Source organism: Thalassospira sp. Z349TD_5, from assembly GCF_056173045.1.
On the sequence record NZ_CM149654.1, the window covers coordinates 2,128,429 to 2,150,347 of the forward strand.

A 21,919-nucleotide genomic window follows, 5' to 3' on the forward strand; every position below is an offset into this window, starting at 1 on the left:
AATTCAGTTGTACCGGGCGACCGGCGTCTTCAAGCTGTTGCTTATGTCGCAAATCCGGCAAAATTGTGCAACAGCCTGAGAGTTTTCTCATAAAACAAAAATCTGTTTGCCGCATAGACTTCTGAGCCTGTGCCATTCGCAAACAGATCAAAAACCATAAACGATGTTTAGCAAACCGAACTTGATTTCGGCGCCCCACCCACGTTTTCTGCACATTCGACCACAACTTTTGCACCGTTCTGGCCTGTCGCAATCACCCGTTCGAGCAAAATGTCTGCTTCGGGAACGGTATTAAGCGGACCTAATCGAACACGGTAAAATGTCGTCCCTTTAACCTCAATCGGTTCTATCTTGCTTGGGCCCATGTCATACAGACGATTGCGCAGATTAAGCGCATTATCATAGATCGAAAAGGCACCTGCCTGAACATAGATCGCCGATGTCGTGACCGGCTCTACGCTGATGACGGCCGCTTCTTCGATTGTACCTTCAAGGGAGTTTTGTTCAACACTGGCCTGCGTGCTTGGTGGTGGTGTCAGGATAATTTTAGACGTGGCTGGCTCGCCACTATCCGTGATTGGACCATCATCAAGACGCACCGTTTCCACGGTATCACGCGGTGCGGCCGTGACAGTTTTCTGTTCGGCGGCTGAGACTGCAACTGTTGGCGCGGCTTCGCCTTTTGCAATGGCGGCCATCTGTTTACTGTCGAGTTCAACCACTTCCACAAGGACTTTGGCCGTGCCTTTTTTCTCAAACCCGAGCAATTGGGCTGCACGGCGCGACATGTCGATGATCCGGCTATGAGCAAATGGACCGCGATCATTAACACGCACTTTTAGCGAACGTCCGTTTTCAAGGTTGGTAACACGCACGACACTTGGCAAAGGTAAGGTTCTGTGGGCTGCTGAAATTTCATACTGGTCGAAAGTTTCACCATTCGCCGTTTTCTTGCCATGGAATTTTGGCCCATACCAAGAAGCAATGCCGGTCTCGCTATATTCATAATCGACTGCCGGATAGTACCACTGCCCTGCAATCTCATAGGGGTTGCCAATTTTATAGTGCCCAACCTGGGTTGGCTGTGACTGACCACCCCCGAGGCGTTTTGCCCCGTGAACTGCAAGCTGGGTTTCGGCACAACCTGAAAGCAGCACCCCCAAGGCAACAGCAGTGATACCAATGCGTCCTTTGGTAAACATCCGTCTAAACGCACTGTTATTCGTATCTGGCATCAAGGTGTCCCCGCTTAAAGATGCTCTGTTCTTTGTAATATCCGGCACTGAATATCACATAGCGTATGCTTGGTCTTAGTACCCGGCGATTGCATCGGCCAAGGTGCCAACAGCAATGGCAAAGTATGTCAACCGGTTCCAATGCATGATGGTGTGGAAGTTGTTATAAACCATATAAGCAGGACCTTCACCGTCATTTACGATAACAATCGATGCATCCATATCTGCTTTGGGAAGATCACCACCATTTGGCATTCTCACGCCAATTTTTTGCCATTCGCTGATCGGTTTGCGAATATCGCGTCCTTCGAGTTCCTTGTCGAAATCCTTGGGAAGCGTAATTTCACGCCCCCAACGGTCATCAGCTTTCCAGCCAACCGTTGAAAGATAGTTCGCTGCGGATGCAAAGACATCTTCCTTTGCGCCCCAAAGGTCAATCTTTCCGTCGTCATTCCCATCACGAGCATAGTTAAGGAAAGTCGATGGCATGAATTGGGCTTGCCCCATTGCACCGGCCCATGATCCGGTCATGTCCTCAGCCGCAATATGTCCGGCATCAATGATCGTCAGCGCATTCATAAGCTCTTTGCGGAAGTATTCCGCACGCCGACCTTCGAACGCCAGTGTGGCAAGTGAATCGACCACCGAATAACCACCCGTATGGCGGCCAAACCCGGTTTCAATTCCCCAGAACGCCGTCAGATATTGACCAGGCACGCCATATTTCTTGGCCGCGGCATCAATGATGGCGCGGTTCTCTGCATATTTCGCGCGACCTTCGTTAATACGTGATTGTGGCACGACACGCTGGAGGTATTGCTCGAACGTCAGTTTAAATTCAGGTTGGCTGCGGTCATATTCGATGACCTTCGGGATCGGTTTCGTGTCGGCGAACGCGATTTCAAGCGTCGGTTCTGAAATGCCCTTGGCAGCAGCTTCTTTTTTAAAGGCGACAAGCCAGTCTTCGAACCCTTCAGTGGTGAATTCCGGAAGCTTTTCGTCAGTCTGCGCAAAGGCAGGCGCGCTTGCGGTGATTACGGCAAGTGCGGAAGCGGCAGTCAGGAGTTTCCAGAATTTCATCAAAAGCCTCATCCAAGATATCAGTTACCAGCCTCCTTAGGCATCGGCCCAGGAAACCATTCATCTGTTCGCCCGGTCCAGTAATAGGCGGTCAATCCAGCCCATTCACGCAGACCACGGCTTAGGGATTTGATACCGCCTGAGACGTTAAGACTTGCTAAATGAAGGTCATCAGAAGTGAATCTTCCGACCGGATAGGCAATAATTTTCCATCCTGCTTGGCGGAAAACACCAACAGCGCGTGGCATATGATCCGCTGAAGTCACCAAGACCCAAGGCTTTTGTGATTTTTCCGGCCAACGGCCAAAGACCAATGTGCGCGTATTCACAGCATTCTCATGTGTGTTACGTGCTTCGGTCTCAAAATACATGTTCGGGGTTCGCAGGCGCAAATCGCGTAGCCATTTCTGCAAGACTTCCGCTTCACTAAACCCACGATCGACCAAGACGCCGTCCTTTCCCGTAAAAATCACCGGTTTGTCAGGATGACGATGGGCAAGGCGCAACATCGTAAACACCCGGTCAGGGGCACTTAAAAACTGCACATCGCCTCGATCTAGGTAGCTGGCGGGATCAATAATACCAGACAAGGTAATAACGCCAGCAAACTCGGTATGATCCAGATCTGGTTTGGCAAACCGTGTTTCGAGCGTATGTGACAGAAATCCCCCAACGGGGATGATTGTGATCAACAACGTAATGACGGTAACGCCAATCAACGACATAACGGCAAATCGGCGGGTTCGCTTCAGGCATATCAACAGCACAAGCAGCAACAGAACAACGCCATGGACCAATCCAATATTGATCAGATAGCCAACAGTTTTGGATAAAAAATAAAACACGCGAAATCAGCCTGATAAAAGTCGATCCAGAGTTGCGGTCTCCATACTGTATCGATGCTTTTTGACCAGCTTTTGATACAATACGCGATTGCCCTATTGACAGTAAGGCACTGCCAATTTATTGAAAGCGCCCAGAGCGATATGCTCCAACCGATTTTGCGGAGAGGTGGCAGAGCGGTTGAATGCAACGGTCTTGAAAACCGTCGTGCCTTTACGGGTACCGTGGGTTCGAATCCCACCCTCTCCGCCATTCCTTCCGGCTCAGATCAAATGTCTAAAAAGCCTTACAGGCCAAACAGCCTGAAAGATGCCGGGCTGTGTTCGCAGTAACGCAAACCACATCACAAAGGCCCAAGATATGAGCGAACTACCACCCTGCCCTAAATGCCAGTCAGCTTACACCTATGAAGATGGTGAATTGTTGATTTGTCCAGAATGCGCACATGAATGGTCTGCAAGCGGTGATGCGGCATCAGAAAATGTCATTCGCGATTCCAACGGCACTCCCCTTGCGGATGGCGATACCGTTTCTGTGATCAAGGACCTCAAGGTCAAAGGATCTTCGTCCGTTGTCAAAGTTGGCACCAAGGTGAAGAGTATCCGCCTTGTCGATGGCGATCACGATATCGATTGCAAAATACCGGGCATTGGGCAAATGGGCCTGAAATCAGAGTTTGTAAAAAAGGTCGTGGAATAACACTGCTTGATCATTACAGCCTTGATCGCCAAAGAAAAAGCGCACCAGATTTTGGTGCGCTTTTGTCGTTCAGGGTGGTGTGCGGGAGGTTAGTCCGCACCACCTGTTCGGAACGTCGTTCCCGGTTTTGGGTTAACGATCCGTTGGATAAAGAAGGTCGCAATAGCAATCCCGATACCGATCAGATCGGTCAGAATACCACCTTCGATCATGAATAGGGCAGCTGCCACCAATGCAATACGCAGGAACCAGACCGCGGTTCGACCAAGGAACCAGCCCTGCACGCCAGACGACAACAAGAACACGCCGGCAATGGCCGTTACCAGCGCCTGACCGATCTGCAGATAAGTACCATCCATCAAAATGGCGGAGTTATAGAAGAACATGAACGGCACGATAAAGGCAGCAATGCCGATCTTGAACGATGCCATTGATGTTTCCATCGGATTGGCGCCGGATATACCGGCCGCCGCATAAGACGCGAGTGCTACGGGCGGTGTAATTGCCGAAACAACCGCAAAGTAAAACACGAAAAAATGTGCCGTAAGCGGTTCAATTCCAAGCTCAATTAACCCTGGCGCAACCACAGATGCCGCAACCGCATACGCCGCCGTTGTTGGCATCCCCATCCCTAAAAGAATGGCAATCATCATCGCAAACACTAGCGCCAACAGCTGAGATGCTTCGGCCAAACCAAGCAGAAGGTTGGAGAACCGCGCGCCAACACCTGTCAGGGCGATAACCCCGACAATGATACCGGCACAGGCACAAACTGCGATGATCTGGATCGACATTGCCCCAGCCAGTTCGAGTGCCTTGGCAACCGATTTAATGCCAACCCTGTGGGGGGTCAGCCAACTGACAACGACCGCTGCCACGGTGGCCAAAGTACCCGCACGAATGACCGAATAGCCCATGAAAAGGGCGATGATCAGGATGATGATCGGAAGGAAAAGAAATACCTTTTTGATCATTTGGTTAAAGCGCGGCAGCTCGTCTTCTCTCATGCCGCGCATACCAAGCTTGGCGGCTTCGAAATCGACCATGAAATAGATTGAAACGAAATAAAGGATGGCCGGAATAATTGCGGCAATCGCGATCTCGGTATAGGGAATGCCGGTGATCTCGGCCATGATGAAAGCACCTGCCCCCATGATCGGCGGCATGATCTGCCCGCCGGTTGAGGCCGCAGCCTCAATCGCACCAGCTGTTTTCTTGTGGTAACCCACCTTTTTCATTAACGGAATGGTCAACGACCCGGTCGCAACAACGTTGCCCGCCGACGTGCCATTAATCATTCCCATCAAACCCGACGCAAAAATCGCAACCTTTGCCGGGCCACCCCGTGCCCGCCCCGCAACCGAGAAGGCAAAGTTGACGAAATAATCGCCAACCTTTGACGCTTGAAGGAAGGCTGCAAAGATGATGAACAGAATGATGTAAGTCGATGAAACGGCCGTTGTTGGACCAAGAATGCCTGCATCGGTGTAAACTTGACTAAAGAAACGCTGCCACGTGACGGCAGGTGATTGCAGGAACCCCGGCAGAAACTCGCCAATGAAGACGTAGCACAAAAAGATTGTCGCGATGATCACAAGTGCAAGGCCTGCAACCCGGCGGGTGAGTTCCATGATCAAAAGCGTCCCCGATACAGCCGCAATCGAAATACCGATTGGGGCAAACGGCGTGCCGGTAGAGTTGCGCATCAAGGTTCCGTAAATCGTAATCAAATAGAGTGCAACGGCCAGACCACAGACAGTCAGCACGAAATCTGGTGGGGAATATTTTTCGCGACTGGTTTTATGGAACCATGAAAGGACAATGCCCCCAACGGTCGCCACCATCAATGGCAGGCCAAACAGCCATGTTTCATTGAATTTAATGCCTGCATCAATGCCATTCCACATGACTCCATTGTCAATTTCAAAGGCAAAACTGACGGCGGTTCCAACGGCGACAAAGGCGGGTACGAGCAAGACGTAGGAAAGATACCCAAAAAGCGGCGTCTCGCTGCTGTTGTCTTCGACAAAACTGTTTGCCGAATACCACAGAAAACCAAGTGCTAACGCACCAGTCACATGGACTATGCGGAAATTCCACGTTTCAAGTGGGAAATCGGGCAAGAATGCAAGATCAACCAAGCCGCCTGTCATACCTGACAAAGATACCCCATTCAGGGCAAGCATATGAAAGGCCGCATAGATCGCAGCGGCCAGGGTGATGAAGGTTAGTCCCCTGCCTTCAAAAAGACGGCGATTGCTTTCAACCGGTTCATCATCCACGCCTTCAGCGATGAGAGGTTCGTCTTCAACCTGGCTTTTTTCGGTCATCAGGTTTCCCCACACTCTTGGTTCATTGTTTTTTGGCCACTTTATGCGGCAATTGAAAAAAAGCGGGCCGCCATCCTTGGACGACCCGCTTTATCGACATTCTCAGGCGTGATTTATTTGATCATGTCTGCGGGAATGTTCGCACCATTTTCGTTAAACCACTTCGCAGCACCCGGATGCCACTTCATGACTTTGTTTTTATCCCAGTTGGCAGGAACAGTCGAACGTGCCGCACGGTGAATTGACACCATGCGATCATTGTCCGACATCACAACGTCGGTTGCGGCATAGACAAAGCTTTCCGGAAGATCACAATTGGCAATCGCGAAGTTCCACATCGACACTGAACGTGCCGGTGCCGTCAGCGTGGTGTAGGTGTCTGCTGCAATATCAAATTCGGATACCGGGAAGGCATCCATGATCTTTTGCTGTTCATCAGCAGTGAACTCGATGATGTTAACATCGGTCTGGACTTCAAGCTGGCTCACAGCCGGAACCGGGACACCGGCTGCGAACGCGATTACGTCAAGCAAACCATCCTGAAGCTGGCCACCAAGGTCGGACCACCCACCATTACGACGTTCGAAATTAACACCGAGTTCTTCCAGCATCCGCGGGAAATAGGTGTCCGAGGTGGAGCCTGCTGGACCAAAACCAATTTTTGCACCATCCGGGATTTCGGCAACGGACTTAATCCCCGAAGACGAAAGTGCGGTGATTGAGAACGGTGTCTGATACATCGGGAACATTGCACATGCGTTGGTCATCTGAACGCCCGGTGCAATCGGGTTGGTTCCGGCAAGTGATTCTGCCGCTGGGCCCATTGTGGTCATGCCAAAAGCTGCTTCACCGGTGTGAACCAGTGCCATGTTCTGCATTGGGCCACCGGTGACTTCACCACCACCGGAAATATCAAGCTCTTCGGCAACAAGGTTTGCCCAGCCAGAGCCATATGCGAAATACGTTCCGCCCTGAGAAGCGGTGCCGACAGTAAAGCTGTCAGGCCAACCTGCACGATCCTGTGCCACGGCGGCGGTGCTCCCGAACGCGAACGCGGCAGCCATCCCTGCAAATAATGCGCGTTTCATTTATTTCCTCCGATTGACGGTAATTTTTAAGACTTTGCCCCCAAAGCCATTTCCTCATATGGGGAAACCAAAGGTTGAAGGCAATGCGCTATACTATCAATAGGTAAAACGCCTCATTTGAAAAGTGATGTCGATCTCTGCGCCCCTGATACTTTGGTCGTACGTCTCGTATTTCATAGGGAACAAGAATACCGCATATTTTTCTTATGTAACTTTAAAATCAGCCAATTAGTGGCTTGCAAAGCCCTGTAATCGACCCAACCTGAAGAAGAATTGGCATTTTCAAAAGCATTGTTGCCCCCGTCGAACAACAAGGGGCCGCGCCCCCAGGAAATCGCCAGTAGTGTATCGCGTGCGGCATCGGGAACGCAGGAAGTCTCGCAAAATGTCGCCGCCGCATCGGATGCATCGACGATGGTCAGTGAAGAAGCCAATTCCCTATTGCCGTCATCAAAAGAAATGCGTGAGCAGCCCCATCGACTGCATGATGAAGTCCTTCGCTTCTTGCAATCGGTGCGTCGCAATCAGTGATATGCTTAAAGTCATAACAGGTCAGAGTTCATCAAGCCCTGCCCACCTCATATATAGTGCCGGGTTTGAGATAACGAAGAGGAATTACACGGTATGGACGTTTCGAGGACGGAAAATACCCGTGACATTTAGCCCCCTGTCAAACAATCCAATATTTTTAAGTGGTTTTTTATTGCGTAAAAACACGTACTGATGCACGATTTTTGCGGGAAGATTGCGCAAAGTGCTTATAAAGCAGGCAAAGTCGTAGATTTCTTCATAAAACTGCAAAAACCTGTGGAAATACCTGCGACCGACAGGCAATTATTTACCCCACAAGGAACGCTACTGCGTGAACTGTAGGGGGACATCCGTTTGCGGATGTTAAAGACGAATTCGAATTTCAGAACTTTCAACAGGGGAAATTTTAACTCGATATGAGCAAAAACATACCCGCCTTGCAGGTTGAAGGGATGTTCAAAAGTTTTGGGGACCACGAAGTTCTCAAGGGCATTGATTTGACAGCCAACACCGGCGATGTAATTTCCATCATTGGTTCTTCAGGCTCTGGCAAAAGCACATTTTTGCGCTGCATCAACCTTCTTGAGACCCCGAACGCAGGGAACGTCCATGTTCATGGGGAATTGATCCGCATGCGCACTCTCAAGGACGGCAGTCAGGATGCAGCCGACAAAAAGCAACTCCAACGTATTCGCACCAAATTGGCGATGGTGTTTCAGAGCTTTAATCTCTGGAGCCATTTGACCATTCTGGAAAACGTGATCGAAGCACCTGTACATGTGCTGGGCATTCCGAAAAAGGAAGCCATCGAACGCGCGGATGCGCTGCTGCATAAAGTCGGCATGTACGAACGTCGCGATTACTATCCGGGCCATGTTTCTGGTGGACAGCAACAGCGCGCGGCCATTGCACGCGCACTTGCCATTGAGCCCGAAGTTCTTCTGTTTGATGAACCAACATCTGCACTCGACCCGGAACTGGTTGGCGAAGTTTTACGTGTGATGACAGATCTGGCAGAAGAAGGCCGCACAATGCTTGTGGTGACCCATGAAATGGGGTTTGCCAAAGGGGTATCGAGCCACGTGATGTATCTGCATCAAGGATGCGTCGAAGAGTTCGGCGATCCGAAAGAAGTTTTCGAGAATCCAAAATCAGACCGCATGAAACAATTTCTTCAGCGTGATTTCTGATCTGGGGTGACAGCTGCATTGATATGCAGCCGTCCAAGAATAGCCGTAAGAATTGCGCGCTGTTCCAATCAACAAGGGAGACTATGAATGAAAAACTGGATCAAGGTTGCAACCGCTGCTGCGCTTGGCGTGGCAATGAGTGCTTCTGCGGCAAATGCTGCATGGGAAAAAGTTGTTATTGCGACCGAGGGTGCGTACCCCCCGTTCAACGAGATTGATGCCAACGGCAAGGCCATCGGTTTTGATGTTGATATTGCAAATGCTCTTTGTAAATCAGCTGGCTTGACCTGTGAAATTGTCACGCAGGATTGGGACGGCATGATTCCGGGCCTGTTGGCTAAAAAGTACGATGCCATTATCGCCCAGATGTCGATCACCGAAGAACGGAAACGTTCGATCGATTTCACCAACTATTATAGTGCCAGCCCTGCCGTTTTCGTTGGTAAGGAAGGCATGGAAGTCAATGCCTATGCCGATGGTGAAGTTGTTGAGGATGCACTCGACGGCATGGTCGTTGGTGTCCAGCGTTCGACCACGCATTCTTCGTTCCTCGAAGATAACTTCCCGGGCGTTGAAATCCGTCTTTATGACACCCAGGACAACGCGTTGCTCGATCTGGTTGCTGGTCGTATCGACGTGACCCTGGCTGATTCCGGCGTACTTTTGAAGTGGGTCGAGTCTGATGACGCCGCCGGATATGCATTCGTATCGGATGCGTTTGCGCCGGAAGAATGGTTTGGTGCCGGTGAAGGTATTGGTATCCGCAAGGAAGATCAGGATTTGAAAGAAATCTTCAACAAGGCGCTGGCGGATATTCTTGCCGACGGCACCTATGAAGAAATCAACAAAAAATACTTCACATCCGTCAACCTGCATTCGCGTTGATCAACGGATATTTCGGGGTGGCACATAGTTGCCGCCCCTTTCCGTTTCTGTTGGTTCAGGTCATCGCACACGAATGAGATCGATGGGCATCAAGGTTTGCTGGAGACACCATGTTTGATTTATACGGCCGCGGCTGGCAAATGCTTGAGGGAGGATTTGTCACGATCCAGCTTTGCCTGTCTGTGTTGCCTTTTATGATCATTATCGGGTTGCTGGGGGCATCGGCGAAATTGTCGTCGTTCCGCCTGCTGCGTATTATCGGTGAAAGTTACACTGTCATTATTCGCGGAATTCCCGAACTTCTTGTTATTTTGTTGATTTATTTCGGTGGTACCATTGCCATTCAGAACTTGGCAGAATGGCTGTCGGGCGAAGAAACCCGCGTTGATATTCCAGCATTCTGGTCAGGTGTCGCCGCCCTTGCCCTGGTTCAGGGGGCGTTTGCGTCTGAAGTCTTCCGCGCAGCCATGCAATCCATCCCGGTCGGCCAGATTGAAGCAGCAACCGCATGTGGCATGACACCCCGTCAAATATTCCTGCGCATCAAGCTTCCGCAATTATGGCGGTTTGCCCTGCCCGGTTTGAATAATCTGTTTCAGGTTTTGATCAAGGATACGGCCCTTATTTCTGTGGTCGGTGTCGAGGAAATCATGCGCAAGGCCGCCATCGGGGCTGGAACGGAAAAAGCCCCCTTTACCTTCTATCTTGTTGCGATGTTGATGTTTCTGGCCTTTACGACGATTTCTCTTTTCGTTTTCAACCGACTTGAAAAGCGGGCTGCCCGCGGGATCGCGAGGGCCTGATAAATGTTTGAAGATTTTATCTACGTTCTGACAAAATATGATGTCTGGCTGTGGCGGGGGTTCTTGCTGACAGCGCAACTTCTGGTGATTTCAGTTGCCTTTGGCACAGTTCTGGCCATTCCGCTTGCGGTGGCCCGTGTGTCCAAGAAAGTCTGGATACAGGCCGTTCCCTTTGCTTTCATCTATATGTTCCGCGGCACCCCCCTGATTGGGCAGTTGTTCATGATGTATTACGGGGTCGGCCAGCTGGTTGCCAACATTGATGGCATTCAGGACCATTGGACGTGGACATATCTGCGCGATCCATATTGGTACTGTCTTCTGACATTTGTTCTCAATACCGCGGCCTACGTCGCCGAAATCATGCGCGGCGGCATTCAAAACGTTCCGAGCGGTGAAATCGAAGCAGCACGCGCATGCGGGATGACTCCGTTCACCACCTACCGCCGCATTATTTTCCCGCGTATGTGGCAGATGATCTGGCCTGCCTATACCAATGACGTCATTTTCACCCTTAAAGCCACATCGCTGGCATCGACGGTGACCTTGATTGAATTAACCGGTGCCGCCCGCAAGATTGTTGCCCGCACCGCCCTGCCCTATGAGGCATTTATTTCGGCAGGTTTGATTTATCTGATCATTGTGTATGTCCTGACACTTGGCTTTAAGATGATCGAGCGGTATTTGCGGCGAAGCGAAAAACGTAAGGATAAACTTCCAGGTAAAATCAAACCCATGGGGGTCTGATTTGAATGTTTTGGATCAATATGTGTTGTCGTCAACGCAGTATTAATATCAAAAAACTATACCGTTTCATCACGTCATATCGTTGCCAACGCAGGACCAGAAAATGCAAGAAGACCGCATTAACCTTGTGCGTCCGCAAATGGGGACATCCAGAGCACTGACCGTGCGCCGCTATGGCAAAGTTGGCCGCGGCCCAAAAGCCTATTTTCAGGCCGCCTTGCATGCCGATGAACTTCCCGGTGTCATTACCCTTCATCACCTTGAAGCGTTGCTTAAAGAAGCCGACGCCAAAGCTGAAATCACCGGCGAAATCGTTATTGTTCCGTTCGCCAATCCAATCGGCTTTACCCAGTATGTCGATATGAAACCACTTGGCCGGTTTGAAATGCGCAGTGGTCAAAACTTTAACCGGCATTATCCGGATTTAAGCCCGGCCCTGATTGAGGCGGCAGCATCCAAGCTGACGCAGGATGCGGATCAGAATGTTGCAATCATTCGATCTGAACTGCGCCGCCTGATTGCCCAGCACCGCAAAGACAGCACACCGCTAACCGATCTTGTTGATTTGCGCCTGACGCTTGCGGAACTGGCGGTTGATGCAGACTATGTGATGGACCTGCATTGCGACTGGGAAGCGCCAATGCATCTTTATATCAGCGACCATAACTGGCCAGATGCGGCTGACCTCTCAGCCCAGATTGGTTCAGAATGCAGTCTGATTGCAGAGATCAGCGGTGACAATCCGTTTGACGAAACATTCAGCCGTCCCTGGGTCGAGTTGCGCCGGGTCTATGGCGATAAATTCCCCATTCCAATGGCGACCCTTGCCACAACGATTGAGCTTCGCGGCGATCGCGATGTGTATGATGACTATGCGATTAAGGATGCGGACAATCTGTTTAAATTCCTGCAGCGTCGCGGCCTGATCAAAGGTGATCCGGGGCCCCTTCCTGATGCCAAATGTGATGCCACCCCGCTTTCAGGTGTTGACCGGGTAATGGCGCCGCATGGCGGTATGGTGGTGTTTCATGTTGAAGCCGGGGAAAAAGTCGAAGCAGGTCAGGAACTTGGATATGTTCTTGACTGTGAAACCGGGCAGAGAACCACGTTTTCAAGCCGGACCAACGGCGTTCTTTATTCGCGCATTGGCATTCGCCTGATCGTTCCGGGTGGGTATTTGTGTTCTGTCGCTGGCGCAGAACCATTACCGGGCCGCGAAGGGCAACTTTTACTGTCAAAATAATCCATCAGATAGGCCATTGGCTGGTTCTGATTGAAACTGTGTTTTGGGACGGATTGATTGATTGCTTGGCCAAGGTTGGATACCTTTGTCGCCGGTATTCAGTCTCGATCAGACCGTGATTGAAACCGTCTTTCGTCATCATCGTTAAATGGTGATGCACACCAGAATAATTTGCGTTCTACGCGTTGCAAGGATGACCTGATGCTCGACCCGAAAACCGTTCCCGACGTTATTAAAATGGCCGCGAAAAAGGCCGTTTCTGACGCCGAAACCGCGCGTCGCGCCATTTCCGTTCTGGATCTGACCAGCTTGAATGATGACGATACGCCCGAGGTAATTGAGGCCCTGTGCAAACGCGCGCAAACGCCTATGGGCAATACAGCTGCGGTTTGTGTGTTCGCACCGTTCGTTGAAACGTCATGGCGGGCACTGGGCCAAAGCAGGGTTAAAACCGCGACAGTGGTTAACTTTCCCGAGGGCGGCACAAATGCCCAGCGCGTTGGCGATGAAACAGCCGACTGCGTTGCCAAGGGTGCCGATGAAGTTGATCTGGTTCTTCCCTATAAGGCGTTTCTGTCGGGGGACTTGGCAAGTGTGGTTGATGTTCTTGACGCAACACGCACGGCCTGCGGCCCCATGACCACCATGAAAGTCATCCTTGAAACCGGTGAATTTGATGACCTGTCAAAGATTTATGACGCCGCCCGCCTTGCGATCAAACACGGTGCGAATTTTGTCAAAACCTCAACCGGGAAAGTTCCGGTTGGTGCTACGCCGGAAACAGCCGTTGCCATGCTGACGGCCATTCGTGATGCGCGTGATGAAGACGGTGCTGTTGCGGGTTTCAAGGCATCTGGCGGGGTGAAAACCACAGCTGACGCCGCCCTTTATCTCGCGATTGCCGACGAGATCATGGGCGACGGCTGGGCAACACCGCAAACCTTCCGATTTGGGGCCAGCGGCGTTTTAACCGCCCTGCTGGAAACCTGCGGCATTGACCAGAACAATGCACCTGCAGCGACTGGCAACTACTAGAAAAAATTACTATCTGCCAGACAGTATAAGACGACAGAACATGCTTAAAGGAAGACATTAATGGCACGTGCCATCATCATCGTGGCAGACAGCTTTGGCATTGGCAGCGCACCGGATGCGGCCAAATTCGGTGATCAGGGATCTGACACCCTGGGGCATATTGCCGAACATTGTGCAAAAGGCCTTGCTGATAACAATCAACGCAGCGGGCCATTGCATATTCCAAACATGGTCGCACTTGGCCTGGGCGAAGCCGCAAAGGACGCCACTGGTCGCGTTCCACCGGGGCTTGATCATGGCGGTGCGATCCTTGGGGCCTTTGGTCATGCCAAGGAACTTTCACGCGGCAAAGACACCCCAAGTGGTCATTGGGAAATTTCTGGTGTACCCGTCGATTTCGATTGGGGCTATTTCCCGCAAACCGTTCCGACCTTCCCGGCTGAACTGACTGATGCGTTTATCAAACAGGCAAAGCTGCCCGGTATTCTTGGTAACTGTCACGCATCAGGCACAAACATCATTGCCGATCTTGGTCAGGAACATATCAAGACCGGCATGCCGATTTGCTATACGTCCGCCGATAGCGTGTTTCAGATTGCCGCACACGAAGAACATTTCGGTCTTGATCGGCTTTATGATATCTGCGAAATCGCCTTCAAACTGGTCGAACCGTATAATATTGGCCGCGTGATTGCCCGCCCGTTCGTCGGCGAAAGCCCCGCGGATTTCAAGCGGACAGCAAACCGTCGTGATTTGGCCATCCCGCCGCACAAACCCACTTTGCTTGATCTGTTCAGCGATGCGGGCGGTACGGTTATTTCGGTTGGCAAGATCGCTGACATCTATGCCCACCGTGGGATTGCGAAAAAGATCAAGGCATCGGGCAACATGGCCCTGTTTGACGCCATGATGAATGAAATCGCCGAAGCACCTGATAACAGCATTGTGTTTACCAACCTTGTCAACTTTGACATGGAATTCGGCCACCGTCGCGATGTTCCGGGCTATGCCAATGCACTTGAAGAGTTCGATGTCCGTATTCCGGAATTGCGCAATGCCCTCAAACCGGGTGATCTGGTGATTGTAACGGCAGACCATGGGTGTGATCCGACCTGGCGTGGGAATGATCACACGCGTGAGTTTGTGCCGGTACTGGCCTTTGGTCCTGCAATTGCGCCCGGCCCGTTTGGAATGCGCGAAACCTTTGCGGATATTGGCCAAACGGTCGCCGATCATTTAGGCATTGCGCCGCTTGCAACAGGCACGTCTTTTTTAAACGGATAACGCTATGAATTGGCATGCGGGACAAAACGAAACATCATTGATGCCGATCCGTATCGAGGCAATCGTCGATACGATTTGTCCATGGTGCTACATCGGTAAAAAGCGCCTTGAAAAGGCATTGTCGCGCGAGCAGCTTGATAACCTGATTATCAACTGGCGGCCTTTCCTGCTTAATCCTGACATGCCAAATGGCGGCATTGACCGGAAACTTTATCTGTCGGCCAAGTTTGGCGGGGCTGAAAGTGCCACGCGCGTTTACAAGGCCATCGAAACGGCCGGGGCGGCTGTTGGTATTGAATTTAAGTTCGACGACATCAAAATCACGCCAGATTCCACAGACTCACATCGCCTAATTTTCAAGGTATGCTCAGAACGCCCTGCCGTTGGCAATGCCTTGGTCGAGGACCTGTTTGTGGCCTATTTCCTTGAAGGTCAAAATATCGGCGACCTTGATATTCTGGCTGAAATTGCCGTAACACACGGCGAAGACCGAAATGAAATCCTGGATTACCTTGCCGGCGATATGGACCGTGATTTCGTTGGACAGGAAAACCGGGTTGCACATCAGATGGGTGTGACCGGTGTTCCGTGCTTTGTCTTTAACGGTCGTCATGCACTGTCGGGCGCACAGGAACCTGAAATTCTTCAGCGCATGGTGCGGCTTGCCCGACAAGAAGAAACACCCGCATCATAAAGGTGGATCGATAAAGAAAAAAGGCGGGATAACAATTTGTTACCCGCCTTTTCTTTATGTTTTTTCTGCGATATCCGAAAGCCGTTTCATTAAGCGTTTCAGACCTTCCAACCGATCGGTCGGTCCATCCCAGCCCGCAGTATAGACGATCTTATGGTCGGGACGCAATCGGGCAACACCGACCTGTTGCTGAATAAAGCCGACCAATCCGCCCGGATTTGGGAATTCATTGTTATGCAGGGTAATCAATGCCCCTTTTGGCCCAGCATCAAGCTTTTCAATATTGGCAACGCGACACCATTGTTTAATGGTCACAACATCCAGAAGGTTCTCGACCTCTTTGGGGAGTTTGCCGAACCGGTCAATCATTTCTGCTGCAAACTGATCGACTTCTTCGCGTGATCGCAACTCAGAAATCCGCCGATACAGCCCTAGACGCACGCCCAAATCGGGCACATAGCGATCCGGGATCAGAACCGGCATGCCGATATTGATCTGTGGGATGAAGCTTGCCTCGTCAGATGCCTCGATCTCGCCCTTGGCTTCGGCCACGGCTTCTTCGATCATTTGCTGATAAAGTTCGATCCCGACTTCTTTGATATGGCCGGATTGTTCTTCGCCCAACAGGTTCCCTGCCCCGCGAATATCAAGATCATGGCTGGCAAGGTTAAATCCGGCACCCAAGCTATCAAGGGTCTGCATGACCTCAAGCCGCTTAAGCGCGGTTGCCGTCAGTTTCTTGCCATTCGGCAGTGTCAGATAGGCATAGGCACGTTGTTTTGACCGCCCAATCCGACCGCGCAGCTGATAAAGCTGAGCCAGACCGAACATATCCGCACGGTGAATGATCATGGTGTTGGCGTTGGGCACATCAATGCCCGATTCAATAATGTTGGTCGCCAGCAACAAATCAAACTTGCGATCGGTAAAGTCGGTCATCACCTGTTCAAGGTCACGTGCCCCCATTTGACCATGGGCAACGTCAAACTTGATTTCCGGAACAAGCGCTTCGAGTTCCTTGGCAACACGCGAAAGCTCATTGACCCGTGGGCAAACATAAAACACCTGCCCGCCACGATGGCGTTCGCGCAAAATTGCCTCTCGGACAACTACCGGATCGTAGGGGGTGATGTATGTCCGCACGGCAAGACGGTCTACCGGCGGTGTCGCAATGATCGACAGTTCCTTAACCCCGGTCAGAGCGAGTTGCAGGGTGCGTGGGATAGGTGTAGCCGTCAGGGTCAGAACATGGACGTCAGATTTAAGTTCTTTCAGACGTTCTTTATGCTTAACACCAAAGTGCTGTTCTTCATCGACGATCAAAAGACCAAGGTCTTTGAAATGAACACCATTGCCAAGCAAAGCATGCGTGCCGCAAACGATATCGACATGTCCGCTTTCAAGGTTGTCCTTGACCAGCTTGGCATTTTTACCGGTCACAAGACGCGACAGTTGCTCAACACGCACAGGGAGCCCGTCAAAGCGTTCCTTGAAGTTTAGGTAATGTTGGCGACACAACAGTGTTGTCGGGGCGACGATGGCAACTTGTTTGCCTGACATCACGGCCGTAAAGGCGGCCCGCATGGCGACCTCTGTCTTGCCAAAGCCAACATCGCCACAGACAAGACGATCCATCGGCTTTCCTGCTGCAAGGTCGTCGAGCGTATCGACAATTGCACGTGCCTGATCTTCGGTTTCGGCAAACGGGAACCCGGCACAGAATTCGTCATAGCTGCCTTCAGGCGCGCTGAGTACAGCACTTTTGCGCAAATGACGTTCAGCCGCGACTTTAATCAGTTTGGCCGCCATATCGCGAATACGTTCGCGCAGCTTGGCCTTACGCGCCTGCCAGGCAACGCCGCCCAGCTTATCAAGGATTGAAAGCCCCTCGTCCGAGCCATAGCGCGACAGGACTTCGATATTTTCCACCGGGACGAACAGCTTGTCACCGCCGTCATATTCCAGTTCCAGACAGTCGTGCGGTGCCCCACCAGCCGTAACGGTCTTTAGGCCCAGATACCGTCCGATCCCATGTTCAAGATGAACCACAAGATCGCCTTCGGAAATCTCGGAGGCCTCACGCAGGAAATTATCAGCCTTGCGACGACGCCCACCCGGGCGGCTCATCCGGTCGCCAAGGATATCCTGCTCGGTGAGGAACCAAAAACCTTCGCGGCGAAAACCACGTTCCATATCAAGGATAACAACCGCAACCTGCTCAAATGTCAGATCATCGGTAATGTCTTCCCAGCATTCTGCGGTAACGACTTTGCCAACACCATGTTCACGCAAAAGCGAAACCATACGATCGCGCGATCCATCAGAATAGGCCGCAATGGCGATCTGGTTTTCCTTGCCACGTTGTTCTGTAATGAAGTCCCGCAACGCTTCGTAAAGGTTGGTGTCGGCCCGTGCGCGCACATCGCCAAAATCACGCCCGGCACGCGCGCCAATGTCGTAAATCCCGCGTTCGGGATATTCGGCCTCGTAATATGGGGAAAATTCAAGGACGACCCGGTCCGACAGCATCCGATCAAATTCGGCCTGATCCAGATACAGCCGTTCGGTTGGCACCGGTTTATAGACGTTGTCGCCCGAAAGCCCACCACCCTTGATGTTCAAGCGCGCCTGATAGTAGTCATCGATCATCTCAAGACGGTTTTCAAGGACTTCGCCGTATTGGTAATCAAGGCTAATGACAGTACCGGGCAGATAGGCGAAAATCGTATCAAGCCCATCATGAAACAGCGGCAACCAATGTTCCATGCCGCCATATTTCAGGCCGTTACTGATCGATTCATACAGCGGATCGGTTTGCGAAACCGCGCCAAACAATTCGCGATAATTGCTGCGAAACCGTGAAATGCTTTCGGGGTCGAGAAACACTTCACCAACCGGCATAAGTGCGATTTCCTTGACCTTGCCAATCGTGCGCTGACTTTCAACGTCAAAACGCCGGATGCTTTCTATCTCATCGCCAAAGAAATCAAGACGCACCGGTTCATTCATGCCCGGTGCGAAAATATCGACGATATCGCCACGCACGGCATAGTCACCCGGCTCCATCACCTGTTCTGAACGGTTGTAACCCATCCGCTCGAAATAGGCGGTCAGTTCCGCGCGGTGATACTCAGCCCCTGCCTTAAAGGCCAGTTTACCGGCACGCATCACATCAACGCGCGGTACGCGCTGCAGGATTGCTGCTGCCGTTGTCAGGACAATTCGCCCGTGTCCGGCTTTGGGGGCGTCCCCTTCGGCCAAAATGGTCAGTGTTTCTACGCGACGTGCGGTGACTTCCGAAATCGGCGAGACACGGTCATACGGCAGGCAATCCCACGCCGGCAGTGTCAGGACTTCCACCTCACCAGCAAAAAAGCGTAATGCTTCTGCCAGCTGTGCCATGCGTTTGTCATCGCTGACAACATGCAAGATCGTGCTGTTCGATGCCTTGGCATCAAGCAGTTCACGCAAAACCAGTGCGTCCGCACCTTCGGGGACACCGCCGACGCGTTTTCGGCCTTTGGATGATAAGATTTCTTTGATTTTTTTCAATGTTTTATCAGGCGTTGCTCAAATCCTGAATCATATGCAGTACATCGGTATCATACTCCGCCGGTGCTGCTTCCTTACGCGTCGCCCATTTGAAGAAATCTGCATCGGGAACGTCCACAATCAGGGCTTCAAACGTATCAAGCTGTTCTGCGGTCAACGTCGCAAGATGCTCGTCCATAAAGCGACCGATCAGGATATCGTTTTCCTTGGTACCACGATGACCACCACGGAACAGCAGCTTCTTGCGCCGCATTTCAAGTTCCGAAATGTTATCTGTCATAATTGATCTCCTGACTTATTCTGCACAGCAGCCTTTTGCACGGCGCTATATGATATTCTGTGGCATGGTTTGTACGGTAAAATACGCTTTTGGTCCATGCCGTGATCAGGTGATTTTGCATCAAAGGGTGACTTGATGGTTGTTGCGCGATAATTTTGTTGTATACCCGTCCGGTAAACCTATTTGTTCTATTAACGTTCTCGTCGAAAGTTGCAACGAAAACCGACATGCGCCCGGAAATTTTATTCCCGCTTTTTGCCGAAATCGAAACCCTGCCCGGGATTGGGCCGCGGTTAAAGCCACTGGTCGTGCGCTTGATCGGTGGCGAACATGTTGCCGATTTACTCTGGCATCTGCCATCGGGGATCATTGACCGTCGTTTTTCGCCACCACTTGATGAAACAATCGATGGTTCGGTTGTGACAATGGATGTTTGGGTAGAACGCCACGAGCCATCCCCAAACCGGCGCCGCCCCTATCGCGTGATCTGCAAAACGCTCAGCGGCACTCTGGTCCTGTCATTTTTTAATGCGCGGGCCAAGTACCTCAATGATGTGCTTCCCATCGGGGAAAAGCGCATCGTGTCGGGCAAGGTCGATCATTATCGTAACGAATATCAGATCACCCACCCTGATCGGATTGGTACAGAATCCGAACGCGCGGAAATTCAAACCGTCGAGCCGGTCTATCCGATGTCTGCCGGTGTGACGGGCAAAACCCTGACCAAGGCAATGCGTGCTGCCCTTCAATTGGTTCCAGACCTTCCGGAATGGCACGACCCGGCATTGGTTGCGCGCCATAAGTGGCCTGATCTCGCCAGTGCGCTTCGCACCATTCATAATCCCGAAGACGCCTCGGATCTATCGCCTGATCATCCGGCCCGCCAACGGCTTGCCTATGACGAATTGCTCGCCAATCAACTGGCCTTGTCGCTGATCCGGGCAAAAATGCGCAAGCTTGGTGGGCGCGTGACCAATGGTGCGGGTGATTTGCGACAAAAGCTTGCCGCGAACCTGCCCTTTGCCATGACAGGCGCACAACAACGTGCATTGGCCGATATCTATGACGATATGGCCAGTGAAGGCCGGATGTTGCGCCTTTTGCAAGGCGATGTTGGTTCGGGCAAGACCGTTGTTGCGTTGATGGCCATGCTCAATGCTGTGGAATGCGGCCGCCAAGCAGCTATAATGGCACCGACCGAAATTCTGGCCCGTCAGCACTTTGAAACGATTGGTCCATTACTCGAACAAATCGGGATTAAATGTGCGATCCTAACCGGGCGCGACAAGGGTAAAGCCCGCAAGGCAACTCTTGAAGGGTTTGCCAATGGTGATGTGCAGATTGCCGTCGGTACTCACGCGCTGTTTCAGGATGATGTTGTTTTTTCTGACCTTGCATTTGCCGTTGTTGATGAACAGCACCGATTTGGCGTTCATCAACGTTTGATGCTGGCAGGCAAAGGTCAAGCTGTCGATGTTCTGGTGATGACCGCGACCCCGATCCCGCGTACCCTGACCTTGACCGCATTTGGCGATATGGAAGTATCGCGGCTTGATGAAAAGCCACCGGGACGAAAACCGGTTGATACCCGTGTTTTGCCGATTGATAAGGTCGATGACGTCATTTCGGGCATTGGGCGCGCAATGCGCACAGGCACCAAAATCTATTGGGTCTGCCCGTTGGTCGAAGATTCAGAAATTCTTGACCTTCAGGCTGCCGAAGAACGCTATCGCATCTTGGTTGAGTTGTTCGGTGACGCCCGCGCCGGGCTTGTGCATGGCAAAATGAAGGCTAAGGAAAAAGATGAAGTTATGGAGCGCTTTGCCCATGGCGATACATCGATCCTTGTTGCGACCACCGTTATTGAAGTCGGCGTCAATGTACCTGATGCCACCATCATGGTGATTGAGCATTCCGAACGGTTTGGCCTGGCCCAGCTTCATCAGTTGCGCGGGCGCATTGGCCGAGGGGATGCGGCGTCTACCTGCCTGCTGCTTTATGGCAGCCCGTTGGGACAGGTTTCCAAGGCGCGCCTTAAGATCATGCGCGAAACAGAGGACGGCTTTGTCATCGCCGAAGAAGACTTGAAACTTCGCGGTGCGGGTGAAGTTCTTGGCACGCGTCAAAGCGGGCTTCAGGAATATCGCTTGGCCAATCTGGAACTGCACGGCGATTTATTGGCAATTGCCCGCGATGATGCCCGTCTGATTGTGGATCGAGATCCAGATTTACAAAAAACGCGTGGCGAAGCGTTGCGTTTGTTGCTGTACCTGTTCGAACGCGATGAAGCCGTGCGATACTTCCGATCCGGGTAAAAAAGACGCCGCGATAAAAAACCGTATAGCCAGACACAACAAAGGGCGCAGCCAGCTTGGCATGCGCCCTTGTTTTAACTATTAA

The 21,919-nt window shown here is 51.6% G+C and carries 18 protein-coding genes and 1 tRNA gene; 12 read left to right on the plus strand and 7 right to left on the minus strand.

Annotated features, from left to right (window positions below; genetic code table 11):
* Positions 1-167: 167 nt before the first annotated feature.
* From AC0VXT_RS09665 to AC0VXT_RS09675, 3 genes are all read right to left on the minus strand, one after another.
* Positions 168-1,235 carry a septal ring lytic transglycosylase RlpA family protein gene (locus AC0VXT_RS09665; RefSeq protein ID WP_475548425.1) on the minus strand — a complete coding sequence of 356 codons (1,068 nt, stop codon included), beginning with the start codon at positions 1,233-1,235 and terminating at the stop codon, positions 168-170.
* A 75-nt stretch (positions 1,236-1,310) separates the two neighbouring features.
* Positions 1,311-2,315 (minus strand): lytic murein transglycosylase, encoded by a 1,005-nt coding sequence (locus AC0VXT_RS09670; RefSeq protein WP_475548426.1) that lies wholly within the window; start codon positions 2,313-2,315, stop codon positions 1,311-1,313.
* Positions 2,316-2,335: 20 nt separating this feature from the next.
* Positions 2,336-3,160: a YdcF family protein gene (locus AC0VXT_RS09675; RefSeq protein WP_475548427.1), complete on the minus strand. Its 825-nt coding sequence runs from the start codon at positions 3,158-3,160 to the stop codon at positions 2,336-2,338.
* A 160-nt stretch (positions 3,161-3,320) separates the two neighbouring features.
* Between AC0VXT_RS09675 and AC0VXT_RS09680 the strand changes: the two genes are divergently transcribed.
* Together AC0VXT_RS09680 and AC0VXT_RS09685 are read left to right on the plus strand one after the other, a co-directional pair.
* Positions 3,321-3,410 (plus strand) — tRNA-Ser (locus AC0VXT_RS09680).
* Positions 3,411-3,518: 108 nt separating this feature from the next.
* Entirely contained in the window at positions 3,519-3,857 is a 339-nt protein-coding gene (locus AC0VXT_RS09685; protein ID WP_475548428.1) for a zinc ribbon domain-containing protein YjdM, read from the plus strand.
* An 89-nt stretch (positions 3,858-3,946) separates the two neighbouring features.
* On the opposite strand, the gene AC0VXT_RS09690 is transcribed toward AC0VXT_RS09685, so the two are convergent.
* Both AC0VXT_RS09690 and AC0VXT_RS09695 read right to left on the minus strand, forming a co-directional pair.
* Positions 3,947-6,187, minus strand: a complete 2,241-nt coding sequence (locus tag AC0VXT_RS09690; protein ID WP_475548429.1) for a TRAP transporter permease — start codon at positions 6,185-6,187, stop codon at positions 3,947-3,949.
* 113 nt (positions 6,188-6,300) lie between these two features.
* On the minus strand, positions 6,301-7,275 hold the full coding sequence (locus tag AC0VXT_RS09695) for a TAXI family TRAP transporter solute-binding subunit (protein ID WP_475548430.1): 975 nt from the start codon (positions 7,273-7,275) through the stop codon (positions 6,301-6,303).
* A 273-nt stretch (positions 7,276-7,548) separates the two neighbouring features.
* Between AC0VXT_RS09695 and AC0VXT_RS09700 the strand changes: the two genes are divergently transcribed.
* From AC0VXT_RS09700 to AC0VXT_RS09740, 9 genes are all read left to right on the plus strand, one after another.
* Positions 7,549-7,806, plus strand: coding sequence for a hypothetical protein (locus AC0VXT_RS09700; protein ID WP_475548431.1), 258 nt, complete (start codon positions 7,549-7,551; stop codon positions 7,804-7,806).
* Between the two features lie 416 nt (positions 7,807-8,222).
* Entirely contained in the window at positions 8,223-8,996 is a 774-nt protein-coding gene (locus tag AC0VXT_RS09705) for an ABC transporter ATP-binding protein (RefSeq protein ID WP_022730823.1), read from the plus strand.
* Positions 8,997-9,083: 87 nt separating this feature from the next.
* Positions 9,084-9,881 (plus strand): lysine/arginine/ornithine ABC transporter substrate-binding protein, encoded by a 798-nt coding sequence (locus tag AC0VXT_RS09710; RefSeq protein ID WP_475548432.1) that lies wholly within the window; start codon positions 9,084-9,086, stop codon positions 9,879-9,881.
* A gap of 110 nt (positions 9,882-9,991) precedes the next feature.
* Positions 9,992-10,684 carry an ABC transporter permease gene (locus AC0VXT_RS09715; protein WP_417823708.1) on the plus strand — a complete coding sequence of 231 codons (693 nt, stop codon included), beginning with the start codon at positions 9,992-9,994 and terminating at the stop codon, positions 10,682-10,684.
* A gap of 3 nt (positions 10,685-10,687) precedes the next feature.
* Positions 10,688-11,431: an ABC transporter permease gene (locus AC0VXT_RS09720; protein WP_102782715.1), complete on the plus strand. Its 744-nt coding sequence runs from the start codon at positions 10,688-10,690 to the stop codon at positions 11,429-11,431.
* A gap of 103 nt (positions 11,432-11,534) precedes the next feature.
* The gene (locus AC0VXT_RS09725) at positions 11,535-12,674 is read left to right on the plus strand and encodes a succinylglutamate desuccinylase/aspartoacylase family protein (RefSeq protein ID WP_475548433.1); all 1,140 of its coding nucleotides are present in this window, start codon (positions 11,535-11,537) and stop codon (positions 12,672-12,674) included.
* 201 nt (positions 12,675-12,875) lie between these two features.
* Positions 12,876-13,709 carry a deoxyribose-phosphate aldolase gene (gene deoC, locus AC0VXT_RS09730; protein ID WP_475548434.1) on the plus strand — a complete coding sequence of 278 codons (834 nt, stop codon included), beginning with the start codon at positions 12,876-12,878 and terminating at the stop codon, positions 13,707-13,709.
* Between the two features lie 60 nt (positions 13,710-13,769).
* Positions 13,770-14,993: a phosphopentomutase gene (locus AC0VXT_RS09735; protein ID WP_475548435.1), complete on the plus strand. Its 1,224-nt coding sequence runs from the start codon at positions 13,770-13,772 to the stop codon at positions 14,991-14,993.
* Positions 14,994-14,997: 4 nt separating this feature from the next.
* Complete coding sequence (locus tag AC0VXT_RS09740) at positions 14,998-15,687, plus strand: DsbA family oxidoreductase (RefSeq protein WP_475548436.1); 690 nt, start codon at positions 14,998-15,000, stop codon at positions 15,685-15,687.
* A gap of 54 nt (positions 15,688-15,741) precedes the next feature.
* On the opposite strand, the gene mfd is transcribed toward AC0VXT_RS09740, so the two are convergent.
* Both mfd and AC0VXT_RS09750 read right to left on the minus strand, forming a co-directional pair.
* Positions 15,742-19,239, minus strand: a complete 3,498-nt coding sequence (mfd, locus tag AC0VXT_RS09745; RefSeq protein WP_475548437.1) for a transcription-repair coupling factor — start codon at positions 19,237-19,239, stop codon at positions 15,742-15,744.
* 7 nt (positions 19,240-19,246) lie between these two features.
* Positions 19,247-19,519, minus strand: coding sequence for an FAD assembly factor SdhE (locus tag AC0VXT_RS09750; RefSeq protein WP_022730814.1), 273 nt, complete (start codon positions 19,517-19,519; stop codon positions 19,247-19,249).
* Between the two features lie 227 nt (positions 19,520-19,746).
* On the opposite strand from AC0VXT_RS09750, the gene recG reads away from it, so the two are divergent.
* Positions 19,747-21,834, plus strand: coding sequence for an ATP-dependent DNA helicase RecG (gene recG / locus AC0VXT_RS09755; RefSeq protein ID WP_475548438.1), 2,088 nt, complete (start codon positions 19,747-19,749; stop codon positions 21,832-21,834).
* The last annotated feature ends 85 nt before the right edge of the window (positions 21,835-21,919 follow it).